21 protein-coding genes are annotated in these 18,825 nt (G+C 36.2%); all 21 read right to left on the bottom strand.

Annotated features, from left to right (window positions below):
- Positions 1 to 39: 39 nt before the first annotated feature.
- Positions 40 to 435 (bottom strand): hypothetical protein, encoded by a 396-nt coding sequence (locus tag NSS86_RS03115; RefSeq protein ID WP_001604146.1) that lies wholly within the window; start codon positions 433 to 435, stop codon positions 40 to 42.
- 4 nt (positions 436 to 439) lie between these two features.
- The gene (locus NSS86_RS03110; protein WP_023487053.1) at positions 440 to 1,678 is read right to left on the bottom strand and encodes a BppU family phage baseplate upper protein; all 1,239 of its coding nucleotides are present in this window, start codon (positions 1,676 to 1,678) and stop codon (positions 440 to 442) included.
- 12 nt (positions 1,679 to 1,690) lie between these two features.
- Positions 1,691 to 3,565 carry a glucosaminidase domain-containing protein gene (locus tag NSS86_RS03105; RefSeq protein WP_001604150.1) on the bottom strand — a complete coding sequence of 625 codons (1,875 nt, stop codon included), beginning with the start codon at positions 3,563 to 3,565 and terminating at the stop codon, positions 1,691 to 1,693.
- 136 nt (positions 3,566 to 3,701) lie between these two features.
- The gene (locus NSS86_RS03100) at positions 3,702 to 4,001 is read right to left on the bottom strand and encodes a DUF2951 domain-containing protein (protein WP_000466784.1); all 300 of its coding nucleotides are present in this window, start codon (positions 3,999 to 4,001) and stop codon (positions 3,702 to 3,704) included.
- A 40-nt stretch (positions 4,002 to 4,041) separates the two neighbouring features.
- Positions 4,042 to 4,215, bottom strand: coding sequence for an XkdX family protein (locus tag NSS86_RS03095; protein WP_015990323.1), 174 nt, complete (start codon positions 4,213 to 4,215; stop codon positions 4,042 to 4,044).
- Positions 4,216 to 4,224: 9 nt separating this feature from the next.
- Complete coding sequence (locus NSS86_RS03090) at positions 4,225 to 4,602, bottom strand: DUF2977 domain-containing protein (RefSeq protein WP_000705919.1); 378 nt, start codon at positions 4,600 to 4,602, stop codon at positions 4,225 to 4,227.
- Entirely contained in the window at positions 4,602 to 6,425 is a 1,824-nt protein-coding gene (locus tag NSS86_RS03085; RefSeq protein ID WP_001604152.1) for a BppU family phage baseplate upper protein, read from the bottom strand. The genes NSS86_RS03090 and NSS86_RS03085 overlap by 1 nt, the downstream gene beginning before the upstream one ends.
- Entirely contained in the window at positions 6,425 to 8,323 is a 1,899-nt protein-coding gene (locus NSS86_RS03080; protein ID WP_033858296.1) for a hypothetical protein, read from the bottom strand. The genes NSS86_RS03085 and NSS86_RS03080 overlap by 1 nt, the downstream gene beginning before the upstream one ends.
- A gap of 12 nt (positions 8,324 to 8,335) precedes the next feature.
- Complete coding sequence (locus tag NSS86_RS03075) at positions 8,336 to 10,222, bottom strand: SGNH/GDSL hydrolase family protein (protein ID WP_001604154.1); 1,887 nt, start codon at positions 10,220 to 10,222, stop codon at positions 8,336 to 8,338.
- Positions 10,223 to 10,232: 10 nt separating this feature from the next.
- Positions 10,233 to 11,174: a phage tail domain-containing protein gene (locus NSS86_RS03070; protein ID WP_001604155.1), complete on the bottom strand. Its 942-nt coding sequence runs from the start codon at positions 11,172 to 11,174 to the stop codon at positions 10,233 to 10,235.
- A gap of 14 nt (positions 11,175 to 11,188) precedes the next feature.
- Positions 11,189 to 14,074 carry a hypothetical protein gene (locus NSS86_RS03065; protein WP_001604156.1) on the bottom strand — a complete coding sequence of 962 codons (2,886 nt, stop codon included), beginning with the start codon at positions 14,072 to 14,074 and terminating at the stop codon, positions 11,189 to 11,191.
- A 3-nt stretch (positions 14,075 to 14,077) separates the two neighbouring features.
- The gene (locus tag NSS86_RS03060) at positions 14,078 to 14,362 is read right to left on the bottom strand and encodes a hypothetical protein (RefSeq protein ID WP_000880587.1); all 285 of its coding nucleotides are present in this window, start codon (positions 14,360 to 14,362) and stop codon (positions 14,078 to 14,080) included.
- A 44-nt stretch (positions 14,363 to 14,406) separates the two neighbouring features.
- Positions 14,407 to 14,913, bottom strand: coding sequence for a tail assembly chaperone (locus tag NSS86_RS03055; RefSeq protein WP_000134337.1), 507 nt, complete (start codon positions 14,911 to 14,913; stop codon positions 14,407 to 14,409).
- A gap of 66 nt (positions 14,914 to 14,979) precedes the next feature.
- The gene (locus NSS86_RS03050) at positions 14,980 to 15,537 is read right to left on the bottom strand and encodes a hypothetical protein (protein ID WP_001604157.1); all 558 of its coding nucleotides are present in this window, start codon (positions 15,535 to 15,537) and stop codon (positions 14,980 to 14,982) included.
- On the bottom strand, positions 15,538 to 15,963 hold the full coding sequence (locus tag NSS86_RS03045) for a DUF3168 domain-containing protein (RefSeq protein ID WP_001604158.1): 426 nt from the start codon (positions 15,961 to 15,963) through the stop codon (positions 15,538 to 15,540). It abuts the gene before it with no gap.
- Between the two features lie 12 nt (positions 15,964 to 15,975).
- Positions 15,976 to 16,389, bottom strand: coding sequence for an HK97-gp10 family putative phage morphogenesis protein (locus tag NSS86_RS03040; protein ID WP_001604159.1), 414 nt, complete (start codon positions 16,387 to 16,389; stop codon positions 15,976 to 15,978).
- Positions 16,376 to 16,711, bottom strand: a complete 336-nt coding sequence (locus tag NSS86_RS03035) for a phage head closure protein (RefSeq protein WP_001604160.1) — start codon at positions 16,709 to 16,711, stop codon at positions 16,376 to 16,378. Before NSS86_RS03035 ends, NSS86_RS03040 begins: the two co-directional genes overlap by 14 nt.
- Before the next feature lie 11 nt (positions 16,712 to 16,722).
- Positions 16,723 to 17,073 (bottom strand): phage head-tail adapter protein, encoded by a 351-nt coding sequence (locus tag NSS86_RS03030; RefSeq protein WP_000177351.1) that lies wholly within the window; start codon positions 17,071 to 17,073, stop codon positions 16,723 to 16,725.
- 5 nt (positions 17,074 to 17,078) lie between these two features.
- Complete coding sequence (locus tag NSS86_RS03025; protein WP_000002931.1) at positions 17,079 to 17,222, bottom strand: hypothetical protein; 144 nt, start codon at positions 17,220 to 17,222, stop codon at positions 17,079 to 17,081.
- Positions 17,223 to 17,233: 11 nt separating this feature from the next.
- Positions 17,234 to 18,148, bottom strand: coding sequence for a phage major capsid protein (locus NSS86_RS03020; protein ID WP_000235168.1), 915 nt, complete (start codon positions 18,146 to 18,148; stop codon positions 17,234 to 17,236).
- Positions 18,149 to 18,164: 16 nt separating this feature from the next.
- The gene (locus NSS86_RS03015; protein WP_001019221.1) at positions 18,165 to 18,749 is read right to left on the bottom strand and encodes a DUF4355 domain-containing protein; all 585 of its coding nucleotides are present in this window, start codon (positions 18,747 to 18,749) and stop codon (positions 18,165 to 18,167) included.
- Positions 18,750 to 18,825 lie beyond the last annotated feature (76 nt).

Here is an 18,825-nt window from a genome sequence, read left to right as displayed (position 1 = left end):
TCCAAAATAAAAAAACGACTAAAAATTAGTCGTTTAAAATTATTCAATGGTCAATGTCGGAGATCCTGAATAAACATCACTTATAGTGACATACAACATCCCTGAAGGATTACTAAAGTTGATATTTTTACTTGCAACTCCGCTATTGACTCCTGATATTCCTAATTCACTTGACCCTAAATTAGTTTGCGAAATCCTCATTATACCGCTACGTACATTTTCTATTGTCACCTGATAACTTTTATTAGGTTCAACTCCATTTATTGTCCATTTTGCTGTTGATTCTTCTATGCTATCCGGATATTTATTTTTAGGTAAGGGTTTTATTACAAAAGATGAAGGCTTTTTCCATACTTGGATATTTCCAGCATATACTTTTGTATATTCTTCGCCTTCGTAAATAAGCTTCTTTACATTTTTAAAATTACCTTCCATAAAATCACCCCTTAATTAAGTAAAGTGTATTAGGGTCTTTTTGATACAAATAATTATATTCTGTTTCACTGCCTGTCCAAATATTCAGTGACGGCTGCGAAGAACCGATAGGTTGATAAAGTTTATCTGCTTCCTCTTTTGTAAAAGCATTTGATGATAAAAGATAACGTTCATCATGACTGTGATTTATGTCTGATTTTTTTGATAAAGCATTTTCTAATCCTTCAATCTGTTTGATTGTATGACTATGATTTTTATCTGCATACAAACTGTTTAATGATTGCTTGAATCTCTCAAAATCTTCTGTACTAACTTTTGAGCCAATCTGTTGCAATACACTTTCTGAAATAGAGTTGTTTTGTATTGCTTCTGCTAATTCTCTTAATGTATTCATAGATTCAGGCGCGCTATCAACTAGTTCAGCAATTTTTGAATCCGTATACGTTTTAGAGTCGTTGAGAGTTGTATCTTTGATTTTTTCAACTTCTTGCAATTTATCTTCTAACCCTTCAACATTTGCGATATTGATTTTGTCCAATAACTCAGGTTCTGCTTTGATATCTGTATCTTTACCATCAATTTGCCACATTTTAGTGTCAGGATTGATTGATACTACAGTACCGTTTTTACCGGGTGCGCCTTGTTCTCCTTTTTTACCTGCTTCACCTTTTGCACCAGGTTGTCCCGGTTCGCCTTTATCACCTTTCGCACCTTTAAATCTACTTTCATTCTTTTCGATGTAAGAAATAACATCTTTATCTATTTTCTCTTTAAAGTCTTTGCTCAATAAATCTGTCGCGTTATCTTTTAAGATTCTCGTAATAGCATCATCTACCAATTTAACATCGATTTCTTTTGCTACAGCAGATTCAATGCCACTATCAACGATATTGAAAGAAAAGTTCGCGACATGTATTTTTTCTTCTTCTTTCTCTAAAAACAGCTTACAACGAACATAACCAGCGTGTTTGATAACCTTTTTAGGTATCTTGTAGGTAAGGAACCCTTTTACAACATCGTCGATAATAAGGGGCTCATTTTTGAATATAGAGCCATCTTCCATAAATAAATGTAATCTAGGTGTTAAGCCATGTGCTTTTAGATCGATACGACCTTGTTTGTCATTGATACCTATTCTTATAGATGCTGTATTTTCATCTTCAGTGTAAAATCGACAGCCAATGTCACCTAAGTCAACACCATCATTTTTTATTCTCGTTTCAACATCTTTTATTTTGTACATTTACACACCTCTTTATTTATATTTATCTCTTATAAAGTAGATACCTTTTAAGCCGATTTGTTTATATAGCTTAGCGATTGTACTAGCTTGATGTTGGCACCACTCTATAGCAGTAGCGTATTGGTGCGTAGCTGGATTCTTAGGATTCCATCTGATTCTGTACAGTGTATTCTGCCCTTTGTTGATGTAATCCTTTCTTACGAAGCTAGCACCGCCCATGATTGCTTTTGCTGGAGATGTCCAACCTTTATTCCTTGCAAACGTCATTGCGTAGTTAGGATTGTTGTCGTAAGCGCCAATGCCGAAGTAGTTGTATACTCCATCTTTTCCGTTAGCGAAGTTACTTGTTCCGTATCCACTTTCTAAGAAAGCGTGCGCGATCAAATAGATTTCGTTAATGTTGTTTTTCTTACAGGCTTCTGCAAATGCTTTGCCTTGTCCGTCTAGCGTTCCTTTCCCTTTGAGTATCTTATTAAGCGCACTAACTGAAACGCCTTGATACTTGCCTAAATTAAGCATTTGATAGCATTGTGTGTTACTTTCCCATATTCGCTTAACATTCATTGCTGAGCTCGTTTGTGCTCGTGTTGCATTAGCCCAGCCCCATGTATGAGATTTTTTCGGGTTACCCCTAGACATTTGTCTATCCAGTGCTTGCTGGAACGTGAACGGACTTTTTTCAGTAACGATGCTTGGTTTTTCGTCTGATGCAGTGGGTCCTCTTGTTGACGCACTGTCAACCGATGTTTTATCACTAATTCTTATTGTTGTTTTTGTAGTTACTTCTTTAATATTTTCTCGTTTTAATATATCTCGTTTGATGTACGTCTCAAGCATTTTCTTTTTGACTTGCTCATACTTTGCGTCATCCGGTATACCTTGCTTAATCAAGTCGTAATTAATTAAATCTTTCATACTACGCCAAATATTAGGGTCTACCTTTAACGTTGTTTCAGATAATTCTTTATCTGTTCCTGACAACAACCATACACCCCGTATTAAAGCTTGTATTTGGTTCATTAAGAATTGACGCTTACTATCTGTTCGACCACCACATACTTCAATAACTAGCCAATTAGGGTGACGCGGGTCATCAAAATTGGTTGGTCTAGCAAGCCATGTAGCCTCTCTATCGACATATAAATGCGGTATTTCATAATCGCTTATAAACTTATTTCTTTGCGTATACAGTTCGTCTACAGAACGCATATGCATTGATTCTTTTATATATAATCCTTGAATATCTAAGCGTTCATCACCCATTACAACTATATGATCAATGAAATGCTCTTCTTTATCTAAAACATTGCTGTAAGCAGTGTATTTTACTGTTTTAACTTCTTTAAATTGCGGTTTCTTCGCTTCGCCAGTAATTGTTGAGTCATTGGCTTTTGATGCTGAACTTGTATCAGTACTACTAGGTTTGCTAGTATCTTTTGAATATGGAGGTCTCACAAAGCCTGTAACACTTACATAAGGGTGTCTTACTAAACTTCCCGGAGAACCTGTCCAACTATTAGAATTAACCCAGTTTTGGTCAACGCTATAAAAATAACTTTTATTAGATGGTCCTACTACTATTGCGGTGTGTCCGTCCGAACCTATTCCGTTGCCAGGGTGCCAAACTGCGATGTCTCCAGGTTCCGGTACAAATCCAGATGAATAACGATAGAATCGGAAACCCTTAGGATATCTGTAATTAGCCATATCCTTAGCATTGCCCCATGTTACAAAACCCCAATATCTTTTAAAAATAAAGTTAGGTGTATCCCAACATTGACTGCCCCGATAATTATCTATATTAATCCTCTTACCAATATTCGACTTTGCCCACTCCACCACTTCACTAGCTGTAGGCTTTCTAGTCTTTGGATTAGGTAATCCCATGTATGCACCTCATTTCAATCAAAATAAAAAGCCAGTGCCGAAGCACTGACTCTTAACTGTTATTTACATTTACCAAACCAGAAGCACGCCCAGAAGCTATATCCTAAAATCCCTTTAAGCATGGTAATCACCTCCTTTAAATGCCAAAAATAGTTTTTAACAAGGCTATAACAAATGTACTTAGAATCGTCCCTATTAATCCTAGAATCCACATCTTGATGTCTCTAATATTTTTAGCATTTTTTTCCTTATTTTTTTCATCTTCTTCTTTGTCACGCCTTAGTTCTTCGAAATTTCTATCTAACTTGTCATAAATTTTTTCTTGCGTTCTCAGACTGTCTTCTATTCTGTCGAATTTTTCAAACATAGTCTTATCATTTTCTTCTAATCGCGTTAAACGCCAATCTTGTTCGTGTCGTTTGGTAAAGCCAAACATTACGCCACCTACTTTGCGTTAAATTAAAAAGCCACAAGCATTACACCTGTGACTTTTCATCTTTTGTTTCTGGATATTTTTCTCCAGTGATCAATGCATATTCTTCTTTGTCGATTACACCCATGTCTACGTACCACTTAATTTGGTCATTTTTATAGCAACCCCACACATAAAAAGTTTTAATGTCCTTGAAAGTTGGATAAATCATCTTAATTTTCTCCATTTAAACGTCCCCCTCTGTATTTGTTTTACCAGCTTTTAGTTCAGTCAACTGTTGTGTTAACATAGCGTTTTGTTGCTTTAATTCCATCGCCAAAATGTTTACTTGCGTCACCTGCATTTGCATACTTGCAACCATTCCGCGAAGTTCTTCATCACTCAAATCTGATTCACTTTGTTGGCTTGATGCATTCGGTACGTCTTCTTTTTCAAAATTGCTGTTATATTTAATTTCGCCGTTAGTGAAAACAAACTTTCTAGGTTCAAACTCTTCTTTGAATTTGATAGGCACATTGTTATCATCTACATCTAAACTATTGCGTAAACCGCCAGTATTAACGTATCCGATAACTTCGTTTTTATCGTTTACTGTGATTTTCATTATTTCCACCCCACAATTTTATTTATCGTAACTCTGTTTGCATTAGCACCAGAACCTGTTTTACTGCCTAAATCAAGGTACACATCGTTATCGATTTTTAACGTCGTACCACTTTCTTTAGTTATTAAGCATTCATAACTACCACCACCGTTACCGTCTGAGTCAACTACATTTGTTTTACTTAATTGAATCGCATTTGGTATAGAGGTTAAACTGAATGCTTCAATAACACCACCTGGATAAGTACCGCTTATGAATAGAATTGCATAATTTGTATAAGCTTCGGTTAAATTAATCCTTGTTCCTACACCGTTTGCAGCACCATCGAATAACACGGCTGTTTTATGTTCGTTAGGTGTAGCCCATTGTGAGTCTAATCGACCATTTGTGATTGATCGTGTATAAACTTTTTTAGAGTTTGAAGGTGTGAAGTTGAATAACTTATTTGCATCATCTTTAACAAATACTGATAAGTAGCCTTCGTAACTTTCAACAATACCTGGTAAATCAGGTACACTTGTTACGTAATAATTCCCAGCGCCCAATGCTTCTAAATTACCTTTGGCGTTATATAAGTTCTTTTGGATTGATTGACCGTTATGTTCTGTTAATTTATGTTGTTGCCAACTTGTACTTTGAAACTTACCATCTACATACTGTTTAGCTTGATTTAAAGCGTTGTTAGATATTTCTTCAACAAATTGCTTAGTTAAGTTTCCATCATTCTTTTTATAAAACGGGTACCACGTGCCGTAGATTTTGTATTTTGTGTACTCATCGTTTGAATCATCTGGGTACCATGTTGCACGAGCAGTATTATTATCAACAACATAAACAACTAACACACCAGATTTGCTTGATGTATAAGTTGATTCATCGAACGAAGAACCGTCATCAACACCATCTTGTCCAGGCTTCTCTAACGTGCCTATATCCGTCTTTTCTGGCGCATCTGTTGCGTTAGTAATATGAATAATCCTAGATGTGTTAACTGTGCTTAAAACGCTATCTATGGACTGCTCAGACGATTCAATCGCTTTGCCATAATCATCAGTAATCTTAGACTTTTGCCAATTGACTGTCGAGTTGCCTTTGACAAGGTCAGCACCATTGATTTGTTGCTCAACTTCATTGACACGCGCAAATATCGTTTGCTCCTTTTCAACTATTTTATTGAATTCAGCTGTAACAGCTTGTGTTGCACTAGTTTGAGTCGCAGTAATAGCTTGTATAGCTTCGTTTTGCTTGATTTCGATTTGTTGAATGCCTTTTGTCGCACTATCATTCACTTTTGCTATTAACGTTTGTGTATTAGCCATATTTTGCTTTAATTGGTTAAAGTCTTTACCGACAGCTTCGATAGTATCTTGAATAGATTTGATATAAACAAGCTTTGTTATGCCATCAAACCCACTGACTAAATCATTTTCAATATCGAAACTAAATTGACGTTCAACAACTACGTTGTTACTCCCATGTTGCGTGAAGAATGCCTGAGCATGTACCTTACCTGAATGTTTTAAAAATTCATTTGGAATCACATATTGCAAGCGCCCATTAATTGCGTCTACTACCGTTAATTCGTCTGAAATATAAGCGCCTCTATCTACGTTATAATCATCGGTTTTTAACACTATGGAAGTTTTAACATGTTCAGAACTTATAGATAACGGTCTGTTATTCTTAGTTACTGCAAAATTTAAAACACCAGTTCCTCTATCTGATTCATAGAAACTGATGTTTGTGTCAATAACTGGATTATATTGTGATGTTGTTTTTAACTCGATTAAGTTATCATCTTTTGAAAAATTATCTACTAACATTATTCAACCTCCTTACCTTCTATTATGCTCCAACCACTATTACCACCAGTACCAAAGTTTCTAACGAAAAACTGGTGAGCAGAAGCAAAGTTATTACGTCTTAGCACTTGTGTTGTGTTACCCGGTGTATTTGATTTTACTTCTAACACCCAGCCTGCAATACCTTTGTAATCTTTAGGGAAGTCAGAAAAACGTTTTGATTCTTCAGTGGTGATATAGAAGTCTAAACCAACAATTTTTAAATCAGACAATTTCGTGATGCTCTTAGGGATATGTTCCCAATAACCAGCACTTTGTGGGTTAAAATTCCATGAACCGTTGTTTTTCTTGTTAAAGATGTCGATAACACGTTCAAATTTGAGCATATTTCTACCTGTGCTGTTTCTAGTTAGTACTTGTCTTAACGCACCATTATAATGACCAGGCAGTACATCAAAGAACCAACCTGCATCTCTAAACGCTTTCGGTAACGGGAAATCTAACGCATTTTGTGTGTCTTGCGTATAGATATAGTAATGACCAACTTCCGTAATATCACTTAGATATGCTGGGTTCTGTATCGGTAACGGTTTAACACGTCCGCCTGAATCAGTCATTGATACTTGAGGTGCAATGTTTTTTAAGAATTGGTTTACACCTCTTTGACCGATAGAATAAATTGAGTGATGTCTGTTGTTACCTGGTCCAATAGTTACCCCAATTAAAAGTGCTTTACGTCCTGTTTCTAGATCGTAATACATATCTAGACCCTCAGCCTCTTGGAAGTCTCCTTTAAAGTTGTTATTCACACCGCCTATATCGATACGACGTTTAAATAACAATTCTTTTGTTTTTATATCGAAACCTTGTAAGTAGTTAGGGTTGGCTGTATTCGAATCACCTGTATACCAATATAAGATACCTGCATCATAAGTGATACCTTGCATAGGTTGTGTATCTGAAGTGTATTCCATAGGTATATCCATTTGATACAATACTTTGTCTATACCTTTATCAATATCATCAGCACTTCTAACCTCAACAAAGTTCAACGAATTCTTAAGTTGTCTTTCGGAAGCTTTATATTCACGTCTGAAAATCATTAAATTTTCTACTGGATTATAAATTGCCGACGTATATCTATCGTTAAATACATTCGGCATGATATCTTGCATTTCATTACCGTATGTTATCTCTCCAGTTCTATATTTAAAGCGTACAAACTTGTTGTTTTTGTTACCGTCCAAAACCGCTGAATAAATCCATAATTCTCCATCAATGTATCTATACGCATTGTGCGTACCATGACCACCATTCTTAACAAGTAATCTATCAATAAATTGCCCGTTAGGTTTTAATCTAGATAACATGTAATGATTGCCTGGACGAGCTTGTGTCATATAAATAATTTTCGTTCTAGGGTCTACCCAAAATGATTGCATTACTGCGTTAGTATATGGCGATAAATCTGTGATGAATTCCGGTTCTTGCTCTTTTGGTTCGAATCGGTATTCTGTCGCTCGATATTCTTTATAGTGTTCATCTACAGCTTTCTCAACCTTTTTAGTGAAAGTATCTAGTGTTGAATAATCATGATACAAACGATCTTGCAATGTCTTATGACCATAACCAGTATTATCAACACGCGCGTCTTTTACCTCGTTGATACCGTCGCCGTTATGACCTAGTACCATATTGCTAAAACGGCCATTTAAATACGTTAAATAATCTTCAACACTGTCATTCAAGTATTTAATTTGTTTCGCTGAGTGTGCGTATATTTCTTCTTTTTGATGGTATATAAACATTTTCTCAAGTTTGCTCATGCCTTCATCTAACAAGCGATAGTTATACTCATGTTGAGCAACTATTTTCCGACCTGTCATTGAATGTAAACTTGTAATTAATCCGTAAGCCATTGGTTGCCTCCTTTAGTCATAAAAACTGTAATAATCTTTGATTAACTCGTACATAATAACCTCGTGACCTTTTTCGTTAGGGTGTAAGCCGTCCTCCATGCTCGCTTTTCTAAAAGCTGGATTGTATGGCTTAAAGTAATCTGTGTGATATGCGTCAAACACTGGTACATCTAACTCACTACAAGCTAATATTTGAGCGTTTACATAGTCCTCAAGTGTTAACCCTAGTTTGTTTTTGTCCGTGTCTTTACGGCGTATTGTTGTACCACTCATAGGGCATTGTCTTGTAGCTGTCATCACTAGTATTTTTGAATCCGGATTATTCTTTCTAATAACTTCAATTGCAGAACAAAAGGCACCGTAAAACGTTTTTGTATCCGTTTTATCAGTGCCTATCGGTACACCTGACCAATAACCGTGTAACCAGTCATCATCTGTACCTTGTAATATGATTAGGTCTCCTCTTATTTGCTCTGCTTGTCTATAAATGCTGTTTTCTACCGCTTCTTTACCTATTGGAACTGTTGCCATTGTTGCGCCACCTCTTGCAAGGTTGGTCGTTTTGGCTTTCAATTTCTTGCCTAACATTTCTGTGAAATTAGTTTTTGCGTGCGACCCTCTAGCTACAGAGTCGCCAATCGTTCCAATTGATTTGATGTTTCTTATACTTGATTGACTAGTAAAGTCGTACATGATCGTACCATTAGCAGTTGTAACTGTTTTAGTATTCATCTTATCGACTTTAGCGTTTATTTTTTCATTCTGCTTAACCAATTCATTATTTATGGATAAACTTGCGTTAACTTTTGCGTTTAATGCTTTTAGTTCTTTAGATGGGTCGGATTTTGTAGATTTTACGCTTTTAACATAATTTGCAGCATCATGAACTGCTTTGTTGTATCGATTACGCCTTGTAAAGTCTCCTAATACTACATCTTGCTTAGTGATATTATTGTACGCATCTCTATGTGTAGTGATTTCGACTATTCTCACTAAGTCGTTATATCCTATGGCAGAATCCACCACTCTAACAACATCACCTATTTTAGGGTTAGCTTCTGGGAAGTGTTCACGTAACGCTACAAAATCTAAGGAAATAGAAGCAGTGACACTTTTCTTTATCACTAGCTCCATTGCTTTTTTTAAACTATCTTCTTTTTTAATACGTCCATCAACAAGTGGTGGCGCTTCTCTTTTACCTATCAATTGTGCTAATGGATGAGTGAATTCAATTTGTAGTCCCGCTTCTGCAAAAGTCTGTTGTCCATCAAAATCACCATAACCTTTAATAAAGGTATAACATTTAGATGCGTCTTCTTGTATTTTGACGTTATCAGCATTCACACCAGCTTTAATGTAATAATTGGCAAACTTAGATAATTCATCATACAAATGAAACGTTTTAGTCTTTGCATCGTATTCATATTCGAGATGATAACGCTCAAGTCCTTTTTTAAAGATTTCTAATCGTGTATCTCCTTTGCCTAATCCCTCGAATTTAGATGCATCTACTTTTGGATGTAATACATACTTATAACCCGTTCCTTTAAAGACAGTATTGAAGAACTCAACGCCTGTAAAACTTTCGTTATACTCTTGGTAAATCCTAGAATTGTTAAGGTCATCAAGTTCTTTTTGTCTAGCTTTGATATCAAGCCTTATTTTTTCACCAATAGTAGACTTATCAAGTATGACAATTACATATTCGTTGAAATCATCTTCACCTTCAACATGAGTGATCGTCCACATTTTAGTTATAGCACCTATTGCGTCAAACGTACTCGCGTTCTCGATAATAGTTAGATCCAAAGAACTATCTTCATTTAACTTTTTACTTACTTTTGTACTAACATTAATAGCGTGCCCTACACCCTGTAGACTTTTTAATAAAATTGGCATAGGCTACTCCTTATCTAAAATATAATTTGTGTCTAAATGTAATTTGTTTCATTACTTTATTAGACTTGAATCGATTCCAGCCTGGATATAAAACCGGTTGTTCTAAAGTTTTATTAAAAGAATCTATATTTAAATAACCTCTATAGGTATGTTTACCGTCGAAGATTATTTTATCTCCGGCTTTTAAATCAACTTCCTTAATAACTGAGATATTTCCTTTATCTGTATAGAAAGTGAATCCATCCTTATCATTAGCTTTAACATCTTCGGCTAACTCTATTTCAACAACATTAAACTGATTAAACTGTGTTAAAGGAACATCACCGTTATAATAAACTTCTCCTGAGTTAGTGTTGTAAAATGTCATTTGACGCCTCTTATCACCTTCGTTTGTAGGCAATCTATCAGGTACCGACCATTTTTCAGGGTCGTTATCACTTTCAAGATCAGTACTAAAACCGACACTTTCAAAGTATGGTAGTTCGGTTGTTTCAAACGACAAAGAAAATTCCCCTGATATTTGAGTTGTGTTAAAAGAAACTTCACTTACTAGTCCTACAAAAAGTTGTCGTCCATCAACATAATCAAGCTCAAATGCTTGTTTGTCTTTTGGTATATCTAATATATGCTCATACTTAATTGAATTGTCTGGTGTAGCTAATTCCCTTAAATAAAAACGTCCAGCAAATAGTGCTTGGACGTCTGACTTTAAATGTGAAGCATAAGCAATTTTAGGTACTTTATACCTTAGCTTAAGCTCTACTTTTTTAAGTTCTTCTTTAGCGTAATTATGAAATCTACCATCAATACCCTCTATATCAGAATAGTTACGATGATATCCTGCGCCTGTAACGTTATATTCAACTACTTCCAAGTGATTATAAGTGAAAGGATTGTCACTGACGCGATACTGCGAACCATTCCTTATTACTTCTATATCGTGCGCTATCAACTAACAAACCTCCCTTATAATAAGTTGAAACTTCCGTCTATAGCGTTCATGTCATCGATGCGTGATTTAATTAAATCAAGGTCGCCCTCATTTCTAATCGTTACATTCACAATAGGTCTATTATTTTCTTTTAAGCTATGTTGAACATCGCTAGTCATGTGTCTGTCTATAGAAGTACTTACAGGATCTACTATACTATCTGTCAAAGTAGAGGATAGCTCTTTATTAAAGGCACTGCCAAAGTCTGTAGCCATTACTTTAGCTTGTGATACCGCTAAACCTTTGCCTAAGCCACTACCTCCGCCGTGTCCACTTACGAATGAAGTTACAGAGTCCCATGCAGATGAAATTGCATCGCCTACTGCACTAACAACTTTGTGCGCAGCATTGGCTACACCCTCAGCTACTTTGCCGATTAATTCCGCTCCGGCATTTAAGAAATCACCGAAGAAACTTTTAATCTTACCAAGTGCATCACTCATACCGTCTCCTACATTTGAGACAACTCTTTTAAACCCATCAGCTACTTTACTCGCGAAACTTGTAACTGTATTCCAAATGTTAGAAACCCATTCAGAACCTTTTATGATAATAAAGTTTAGTGCTTGTCCCATTTTTTCGGCTACACTCGAAGCAACACGACTGAACCAACTTGTAACAGTGTTCCAAATACTGCTAACAAAATTAGTGATTGTACTCCATATCTGTGACCAACTTGTACCAAACATAGAAAGCGTTCGATTCATTACGCCAGTTAAAAAGCCGATAATTGACTCCCAAACTGATTGCATGTATTGCCAAATCGTATCAAGTACATTGGTAACCGTAGTTTTAATAGTCTCCCAAGCACCTGAGAAGTCTCCAGTAAGCAACTGAATTAAAGCAGTGAACAAACCTACTATGATTTGGACTGCTACGGATATTACTGTTCCTATGGCTTGGAACGCGATTGTAATTAAGGTCCACAATCCTTGTATGATATTCATAACGTTTGTGATGATACCTATGACTAAAACACCTAAAACTTGCATGAATATTTGACCTAACATTTGCAAAATAGGCATGATCGGCTGTAATGTTGATTGAATTTTGCCCCACAATTGAGTTAACCAATCTACTACACCTTGAATCGCACCGGAAACTGCTGTTTTAATACCGTTCCAAGCTTCTGTTATTGTTTTTCTGAATTTCTCGTTTGTTTTCCATAAATAAACAAGAATACCAATGAATACACCAATGACTGCAACTACTGCTAATATTGGCCAAGAAATACTTGTGAAAGCACCAGTCAATAAACCGAACGCTTTACTTACCACCCCAGTTATTCTAGTTAAATCCAGTATTCTTTTGACAACATTCAATAAAGTCATACTAAACACATTACTTAACACACTGCTAACAGCTGCGATCGGAGCCATTAAAGCCCAAAATACGCCACCTAAAATACCGATAACACCGATAATTTGAGCGACTGCTGGGTGTGCTTCGAATAGTTTGGCGATAAATCCAGCTAAATTAGTAATGAAATCTAGTAATTTACTAGCTATAGGAGCCATTGCAGTACCAAATGCCACTAACGCTTTTACGATATTACCGATTAACTGCATAATAGTAGGACCATTCTCTTGAACGTAACTGATAAAGTCTTTAAATCCTTGTGATTGTCCTACTTGTTCTGACCATGCTCTAAATTGAGAAGTTAATTTAACTAACCAGTCAAAAATGTTAGAACTGTTTTGAGCAAAAGCAATCATTAAATTACCAATACCAGCGAACACATTGCCAAATATCTGACCAATCTTAGGTAAGTTAGTGGTAGTGTAGTCAATAAACGCTTTAATAGCATTCTGACCAGCCACACTATTAGCCCAATTTTGGAAAGCTATGGACATGTTCTGTAGTCCTTGAGACACAAATTTGAACAACGGCATTAATTGAGTGAAAATGTTAATTAATCCGTCGCCAAATCTTCCTGCAGCGTTCAATAAATCTCCGAAGATTGCGCCACCTATGCTATTCAATGCTTCAAATGCTTTCTTAGTTGTTTCAGAATGTTTAACCCAATCCTCAAACTTGCGTGCGTTTGCTTCAACCAGCATAGATACTTCAGATAAGAATGGTTTTAATTGAGACATCGCACTTGTAACACCTCTGATACCTGCTGACATCGCATTAAAGATACTTGCTTGATTCTCTTTAACAATATCACGCCATGTAGTTTTTAACTGATCGCTCGCATCTCTAAAGTTTTGAACTTCTTTTGTTACTGCCAATGTTCCATCTTCAACCATTTTAAGAGCGCTAATAGCCATTGCACCAAAGCCAACAACTCCAAGACCTGCGACAGAGAATGCGCCAACTAAACCTAAAACGCCACCACCTAATACACCAACCGCATTAAGTACTGCCATTATTGCAGGTACTAATCCGGCAATCACTGGTATCAATGCTTGTATACTAGCAATCATTAAGCCTTTAACTTGTTGTGCAAAAATTGTACCAAATGTACGAATTTTAGTAGCTAGCGCGTCCATTTTCTCACTATAATCAGTTAAGGACTGATTCAGTGCCTTAGTTAAAATTTGGGTTTTTGTCATACCTCTCGTATCGAAATTAACTTTTATTGTTTTGTTGTGTAACGTGGCCAACATCGTTTTTGCACTAGCAATTGCACGTTTTAACGGTGAATTATTACCATCTATTTTAACGTTATGTTCACGCCATTTTTGCGCCATAGCTTTAGCGCGTTGTAAAGCTCTTTGGAATCTTGAAATATCTGCTTTTACATCTGTTTCAATTTCGTTTGGTACAGACGTCTTTGCTAATCGTTGAGCTTTCCTTACGTTGCTTTGGAAATCTCTAATATTGGCCATAATCTTTGCCATAAAATGAGTATCCAAAGGCTAACCTCCTTTCGATTCAAGGAATTTTCTTGTGCCTTCTTTGAAGAGTTCACGTCTTCTTTTTTCTTCTTCTAATCTAGCTTTTTGTACACGAGCATAGCTACCAGGTTCTCTTATTTCGTAACGTTGTTTCTCAATGTCACGAATCATACTAGTTAGCCTCTTAGAAGCTTGTACTAAGCCGTTAGCTTGCGCTTGTTCAATTAATAATTGTCTTTGATCTAGGTACCTATCCTGACCACCAATAAGCCAATCACGCCATTCAGCAGGTGTTAGTGCTAACAATTCATGTTCAGGGATATATCCTAAATATCTAGCTGTCAGTTGCCTTATTTTTGAGTAATCGTGTAAGGTTCTGCGCCCATGATTTCCTTGTAATTCTCTTTCATCATTTCTATGCCTGCTTTCGTCATTTCTTTGTCCTCGCTTTTGGCCATATTCGGTGCTTTGTTCAATGTCATCCAGTACGAGCGACTCTCCCTCTTGAAAAAACCACTATTGTTAAGTTTGTCCAAAGCCCCTTGTAATAACGGCAAAGTATCCTCGTTTTCAGTGATGAAATCATCAATCGCTTTTTCTAATTGTTCTCGAGTTGGTGGGTTTTTTAAATAAGCAGTAGCACATTCCCAAAATTGTAAAATCGCTTTGTTTCTAGATTCTAGCAAACCGTTAAAGATAACATTGAATCCTGGCATTGCTCCTTTTCTCCCATCTTCGCTATCTTCTGAGAATTTTTCAGCTTTTCGGTCAAATGCAAATGTTACTTTTGCTTCTACTTCGTAATCTTTTTCTCCGTCATTAATTTTTAATGTTGTAATTGGATTAAATTCAGTCAAAATATATACCTCTTTTCAATTTTTTTATAAAAAAATAGGGAGCTTACGCCCCCTTGATCTATTAGTTTACATAGAATGGTCTTCCGTGTGTGAATCAGATACAACACTAGCTTTCTTTTGATTCTCGAACGTACCTACTTTTTCGCCGAACTTTTCGTATTCAACTGTAGGAGCACCTGCAGCTTCGAACCATTCTTTTGGCAAGTTATCTTCAGCGCCTTCCGCTGTATTCCATTTAACTTTTAATGACAGTTCGATTTTGTCACTTTCATCATCAAACGACATTTCAAATGATTCTGGAACAACATAACCAAACATTCCGTGATGTTTACCGTCTGCACGTTTATTACGCTCATAAAGCCATATACGCAACTGTCCACCTGTTTGTACAGCGTGTTTCACTGCTTCAATTCCTTTGTCTCCAGGCACATTACCAATCGTTAATTTAAATGATTCTGACATTGCATTGGAAGAATAGTCCGTTTTACCGCCTCGTACTATTTCAGCTAAATCATTTTCAATCGTATGTCCACCTTCTTGTAAGTCAGCTAATAATAAAGCATCAACTAAATCTAAATCAGTTTCAGCTGGACGTACAACCGCTAAATAGTTTTTTTGCGCCATTTAATACACTCCTTCGTTTTTCTTTTTATGTCTGTACTTAAATAAAAGCCGTATCGTGCCATGCTTAGTAAACCTGTCTATATCAGGGAATACCGCTTGACTATCGATACGACTAAATTGAAATTCATAATTTTCTATCTCTATAGGCCTGTTAAGCACATAGCCTATCGCATTTAAAATGAGCTTAGCCTCGTATTGTGTAGCGAACTGTGAATACACATGTATGACAATACCGACCGTTTCTCTCATTGTTGCACTAGATTCGTTGTTAGTGACGTTAGATTCACCCACAACAATATATGGGTAAACAGCGTCATCTTGAACAACGTCAAAGACCCTATCATCAACTAGTTTGTTAATGTTAGGGTCTGAGATTAATCTTTTATATATTTGATTTGTAAGTTCAGGTTCAACTGATACCCACATATTTAACCACCTCTATGAAAAATACTTATTGAAGAATGCTCTGCCTTCATCGATAGCTGGGTTCCAAAAAGGTTGCGCTGGACTACCGTAAGTAGTGTGCCATTCTCCATCTTCATCTTCATAAGACCAAGGGAGTTTTTTTGCTCTACTACCACCGGGACCAGTAGCATAGATACCCGTTCCATACTCAACGTATATAGCGTATTCAGCGCCTACACTGATGATGCCTGTAAGCCCACCGTCTTTATACATAAAGTCGATACTTTCTTTTAAAAAACCCATGTCAACCGGAGCCAACGCAACTGCAGTATTATATATTTTGTTAATTGTCTTGGCTATGCCTTTTTTAGCCCATTTAATCGTTTCTTCCTCGAACTCCTCAAGTTCCTTAACTAAGTCCCAATTACCATACTTAACCTTTGCCATATGGCACCTGCTTAAGTCGTAGTAACTTAATTTCATGTTGTCCGCCCTGATCTACAGAATCACCTTCAATACTAAAGATTCTACCCTCATACTCAAATAAATTGTTTTTAGATATTGGCAAGTCATAAGGTACATATAGGTTTCTGTCATATTCTTGTGACATTTGATGAAATTTTAGTTGTTCAGATGTAGTAGGCGTATCCATAAATCCTTTAATTGTTTTATCGCTTACAAAGCGCTCTTGTATAATTGGATACTCTCCTACTTTTTTGATACTTCCAATAGAAATAGTGTGAGGGAATTCGTCGTATGGGTTAAACACAAACAACACCTCTACCTTATTGGTTTAAACGGATGAAACTTTGCTCGTTTATACCTGTTTAATACTCCACTAATGTAATCAGGGACACCATCGTTATAAGTGTACGACACTGTCCCCATACTTCTTGACTTTAAATTCTTTTTAACTTCAGGTCGTTGATAATACTCTAGGACATCTGCGACATACTTTTTGATTGAGTAAGGATAAATGACTTGACCATCTTTCATAAAATCATTGTTTGTTATATCCCTAACATCTTCTAGTATTCCGTCAACTTCCATCTTAAATATTTCTTCTTCATCACTTTTAACTTCCACTCCATTTTTCTTGAGTAAAAGTTTAACATCTTCATAAAGAGTCATTTTTATCACTCGCTCTTATCAGACGTAGTACGACGTGATTTAACCTCTTTGTAACCGACAAGACTGTAATAAGAGTCAAATGCCTTCTTTGTAACAGTAATAGTCATATTGTCTTTTTTTACCTTAATCTCTTCTGCAGGATTAGCCATCATATCTCCTCCTATTCAGTTGGTTTAAGCGTTGCGAACGCTTCTGGTTTAACGTTCATGTATGCAATATGCATCGTCGCACGTAAAGCGAACATATCACGTTCAAATAATGATACTGGTTGGCCAGAAGCATCTGATGCTTGTAACGTCGTTAACGTGGCATCTTCAGAAATTGCATACTCAATACCTTGTAAGATACCGTAACGTGCGTAATCCCAATCACCCATTAGTGCTAACGATTTCTTTTTGTCGTATACATCCGCTCCAGTATAAGATAGTGGTAATCCCATAATCTCGTTCCCGTTAGCATCAAATAATGGTCTGTCATTAGCATCTAAAGCATTACGCATTTTACTTCTGAATGAACGTGTAGTTAATACTCCGTTTGGATCTAACTCTTCATCTTCAATAGTAGCCATTAATGCCGAAAGGTCTACGTATAAATTATTAGTATCTGTAACAACGTTACCTTTCTCTTCTGCGCCTTCAACAAGCGGTTTACCACTAGTTGAAGTGTTGTAAGGTGATTTAGTACCAAAGATAACAGCTTGGTCAAACGCTTTGTAAAATGCCTCTGCAATTAGAGGTTTAACCTCATTAAAGAAATCTTTTGCAGTCCATTTAAGAAACTCTTTTGATAACGGAATAATTACACCAATTTTCTTAGCTTCCATTTCTGCTTGTGCATATTCAGGCTTAGAAGTTTGAATACGTTCCGTTTCTGATACCCAGTAGGCGCCTACACCTTTTGCTAAGTAAGTAAATTTTTTCTTTTGTGCTGTCATTGGCTCATTTTTAGCTAATTTCATAATTGCTGAATTAGCCATAATGTCTTTCATGATTAAAGTACCTTGTTCTGCTGGAATAACGCCGTTTTTAAAATCCGATAAAATAACATTGCCTGGCGTGTATGTTGGAGTTGCCATATTTTATTACCTCACTTTATTTTCTAATATTGATTTCTTTCGCCATTTCTTCAATGGACTTTACATTTGAAGGGTCTAAATCTTGATTTCGTGATTCTTTAACATCTCTTCCACTCGATTTAAATTTAGACTCAACGCCTTTTTGAACATACTTGTCAAAGGTTTCTTTTAAAGCTTTTAAGTTTTGCTCAGTATCTTCATCAGAATCGCCTAAAAATCTATCAACTAAGGATGTTGGTAAATTTAGTTCCTGCGCTTTACCTAGCGCGTTACTTCTTAACTTCTCACGTTTTGCCTCTGCGTCGCGTTTTTCTAACTCTTGTTCAAGAGCACTAATACGTTTTTGTTCTTCTGATTGCTCAGGATTACGCTTCCGTACTTCTTGTTCGATTAGATCCTCAAGATTTTTCTCTTTCCATGATTCTAATCCTTTCGAATGATAACGATCTAATTCAGGTTGAATGAATCGTTTACCTTCTTCTGTATCTAAAAAGCCTTTAACGTCATCAACAGACACCGTCTTAAGTCCGTTTAGATAATCTTTTACTTCTTTATCGTCTTTGTGTTCTTCAAAAAAAGACTTAACTTCTTCGATATTCATATATCAGAACTCCTTTTTGCCCTTCGCGTACCCTAACAGTCCGAAAAGTGCATAATAAAAAGCAGTTTAACGACAT

This window comes from Staphylococcus sp. FSL W8-0056, from assembly GCF_037963075.1.
In the GTDB taxonomy this organism is placed as follows: domain Bacteria; phylum Bacillota; class Bacilli; order Staphylococcales; family Staphylococcaceae; genus Staphylococcus; species Staphylococcus aureus.
The sequence above is the reverse complement of the archived record's forward strand: the minus strand, read 5'-3'. Positions and strand labels throughout refer to the sequence as shown.

Excerpts from the sequence above, each read along its gene's own strand:
- NSS86_RS03105 (WP_001604150.1), bottom strand. The coding sequence starts at position 3,565 with ATGGGATTACCTAATCCAAAGACTAGAAAGCCTACAGCTAGTGAAGTG.
- NSS86_RS03100 (WP_000466784.1), bottom strand. The coding sequence starts at position 4,001 with ATGTTTGGCTTTACCAAACGACACGAACAAGATTGGCGTTTAACGCGA.
- NSS86_RS03030 (WP_000177351.1), bottom strand. The coding sequence starts at position 17,073 with ATGACTCTTTATGAAGATGTTAAACTTTTACTCAAGAAAAATGGAGTG.
- NSS86_RS03050 (WP_001604157.1), bottom strand. The coding sequence starts at position 15,537 with ATGGCGCAAAAAAACTATTTAGCGGTTGTACGTCCAGCTGAAACTGAT.
- NSS86_RS03085 (WP_001604152.1), bottom strand. The coding sequence starts at position 6,425 with ATGTTAGTAGATAATTTTTCAAAAGATGATAACTTAATCGAGTTAAAA.
- NSS86_RS03110 (WP_023487053.1), bottom strand. The coding sequence starts at position 1,678 with ATGTACAAAATAAAAGATGTTGAAACGAGAATAAAAAATGATGGTGTT.
- NSS86_RS03025 (WP_000002931.1), bottom strand. The coding sequence starts at position 17,222 with ATGGCTAATCCTGCAGAAGAGATTAAGGTAAAAAAAGACAATATGACT.
- NSS86_RS03015 (WP_001019221.1), bottom strand. The coding sequence starts at position 18,749 with ATGAATATCGAAGAAGTTAAGTCTTTTTTTGAAGAACACAAAGACGAT.
- NSS86_RS03045 (WP_001604158.1), bottom strand. The coding sequence starts at position 15,963 with ATGTGGGTATCAGTTGAACCTGAACTTACAAATCAAATATATAAAAGA.
- NSS86_RS03075 (WP_001604154.1), bottom strand. The coding sequence starts at position 10,222 with ATGCCAATTTTATTAAAAAGTCTACAGGGTGTAGGGCACGCTATTAAT.
- NSS86_RS03090 (WP_000705919.1), bottom strand. The coding sequence starts at position 4,602 with ATGAAAATCACAGTAAACGATAAAAACGAAGTTATCGGATACGTTAAT.
- NSS86_RS03080 (WP_033858296.1), bottom strand. The coding sequence starts at position 8,323 with ATGGCTTACGGATTAATTACAAGTTTACATTCAATGACAGGTCGGAAA.
- NSS86_RS03040 (WP_001604159.1), bottom strand. The coding sequence starts at position 16,389 with ATGGCAAAGGTTAAGTATGGTAATTGGGACTTAGTTAAGGAACTTGAG.
- NSS86_RS03020 (WP_000235168.1), bottom strand. The coding sequence starts at position 18,148 with ATGGCAACTCCAACATACACGCCAGGCAATGTTATTTTATCGGATTTT.
- NSS86_RS03115 (WP_001604146.1), bottom strand. The coding sequence starts at position 435 with ATGGAAGGTAATTTTAAAAATGTAAAGAAGCTTATTTACGAAGGCGAA.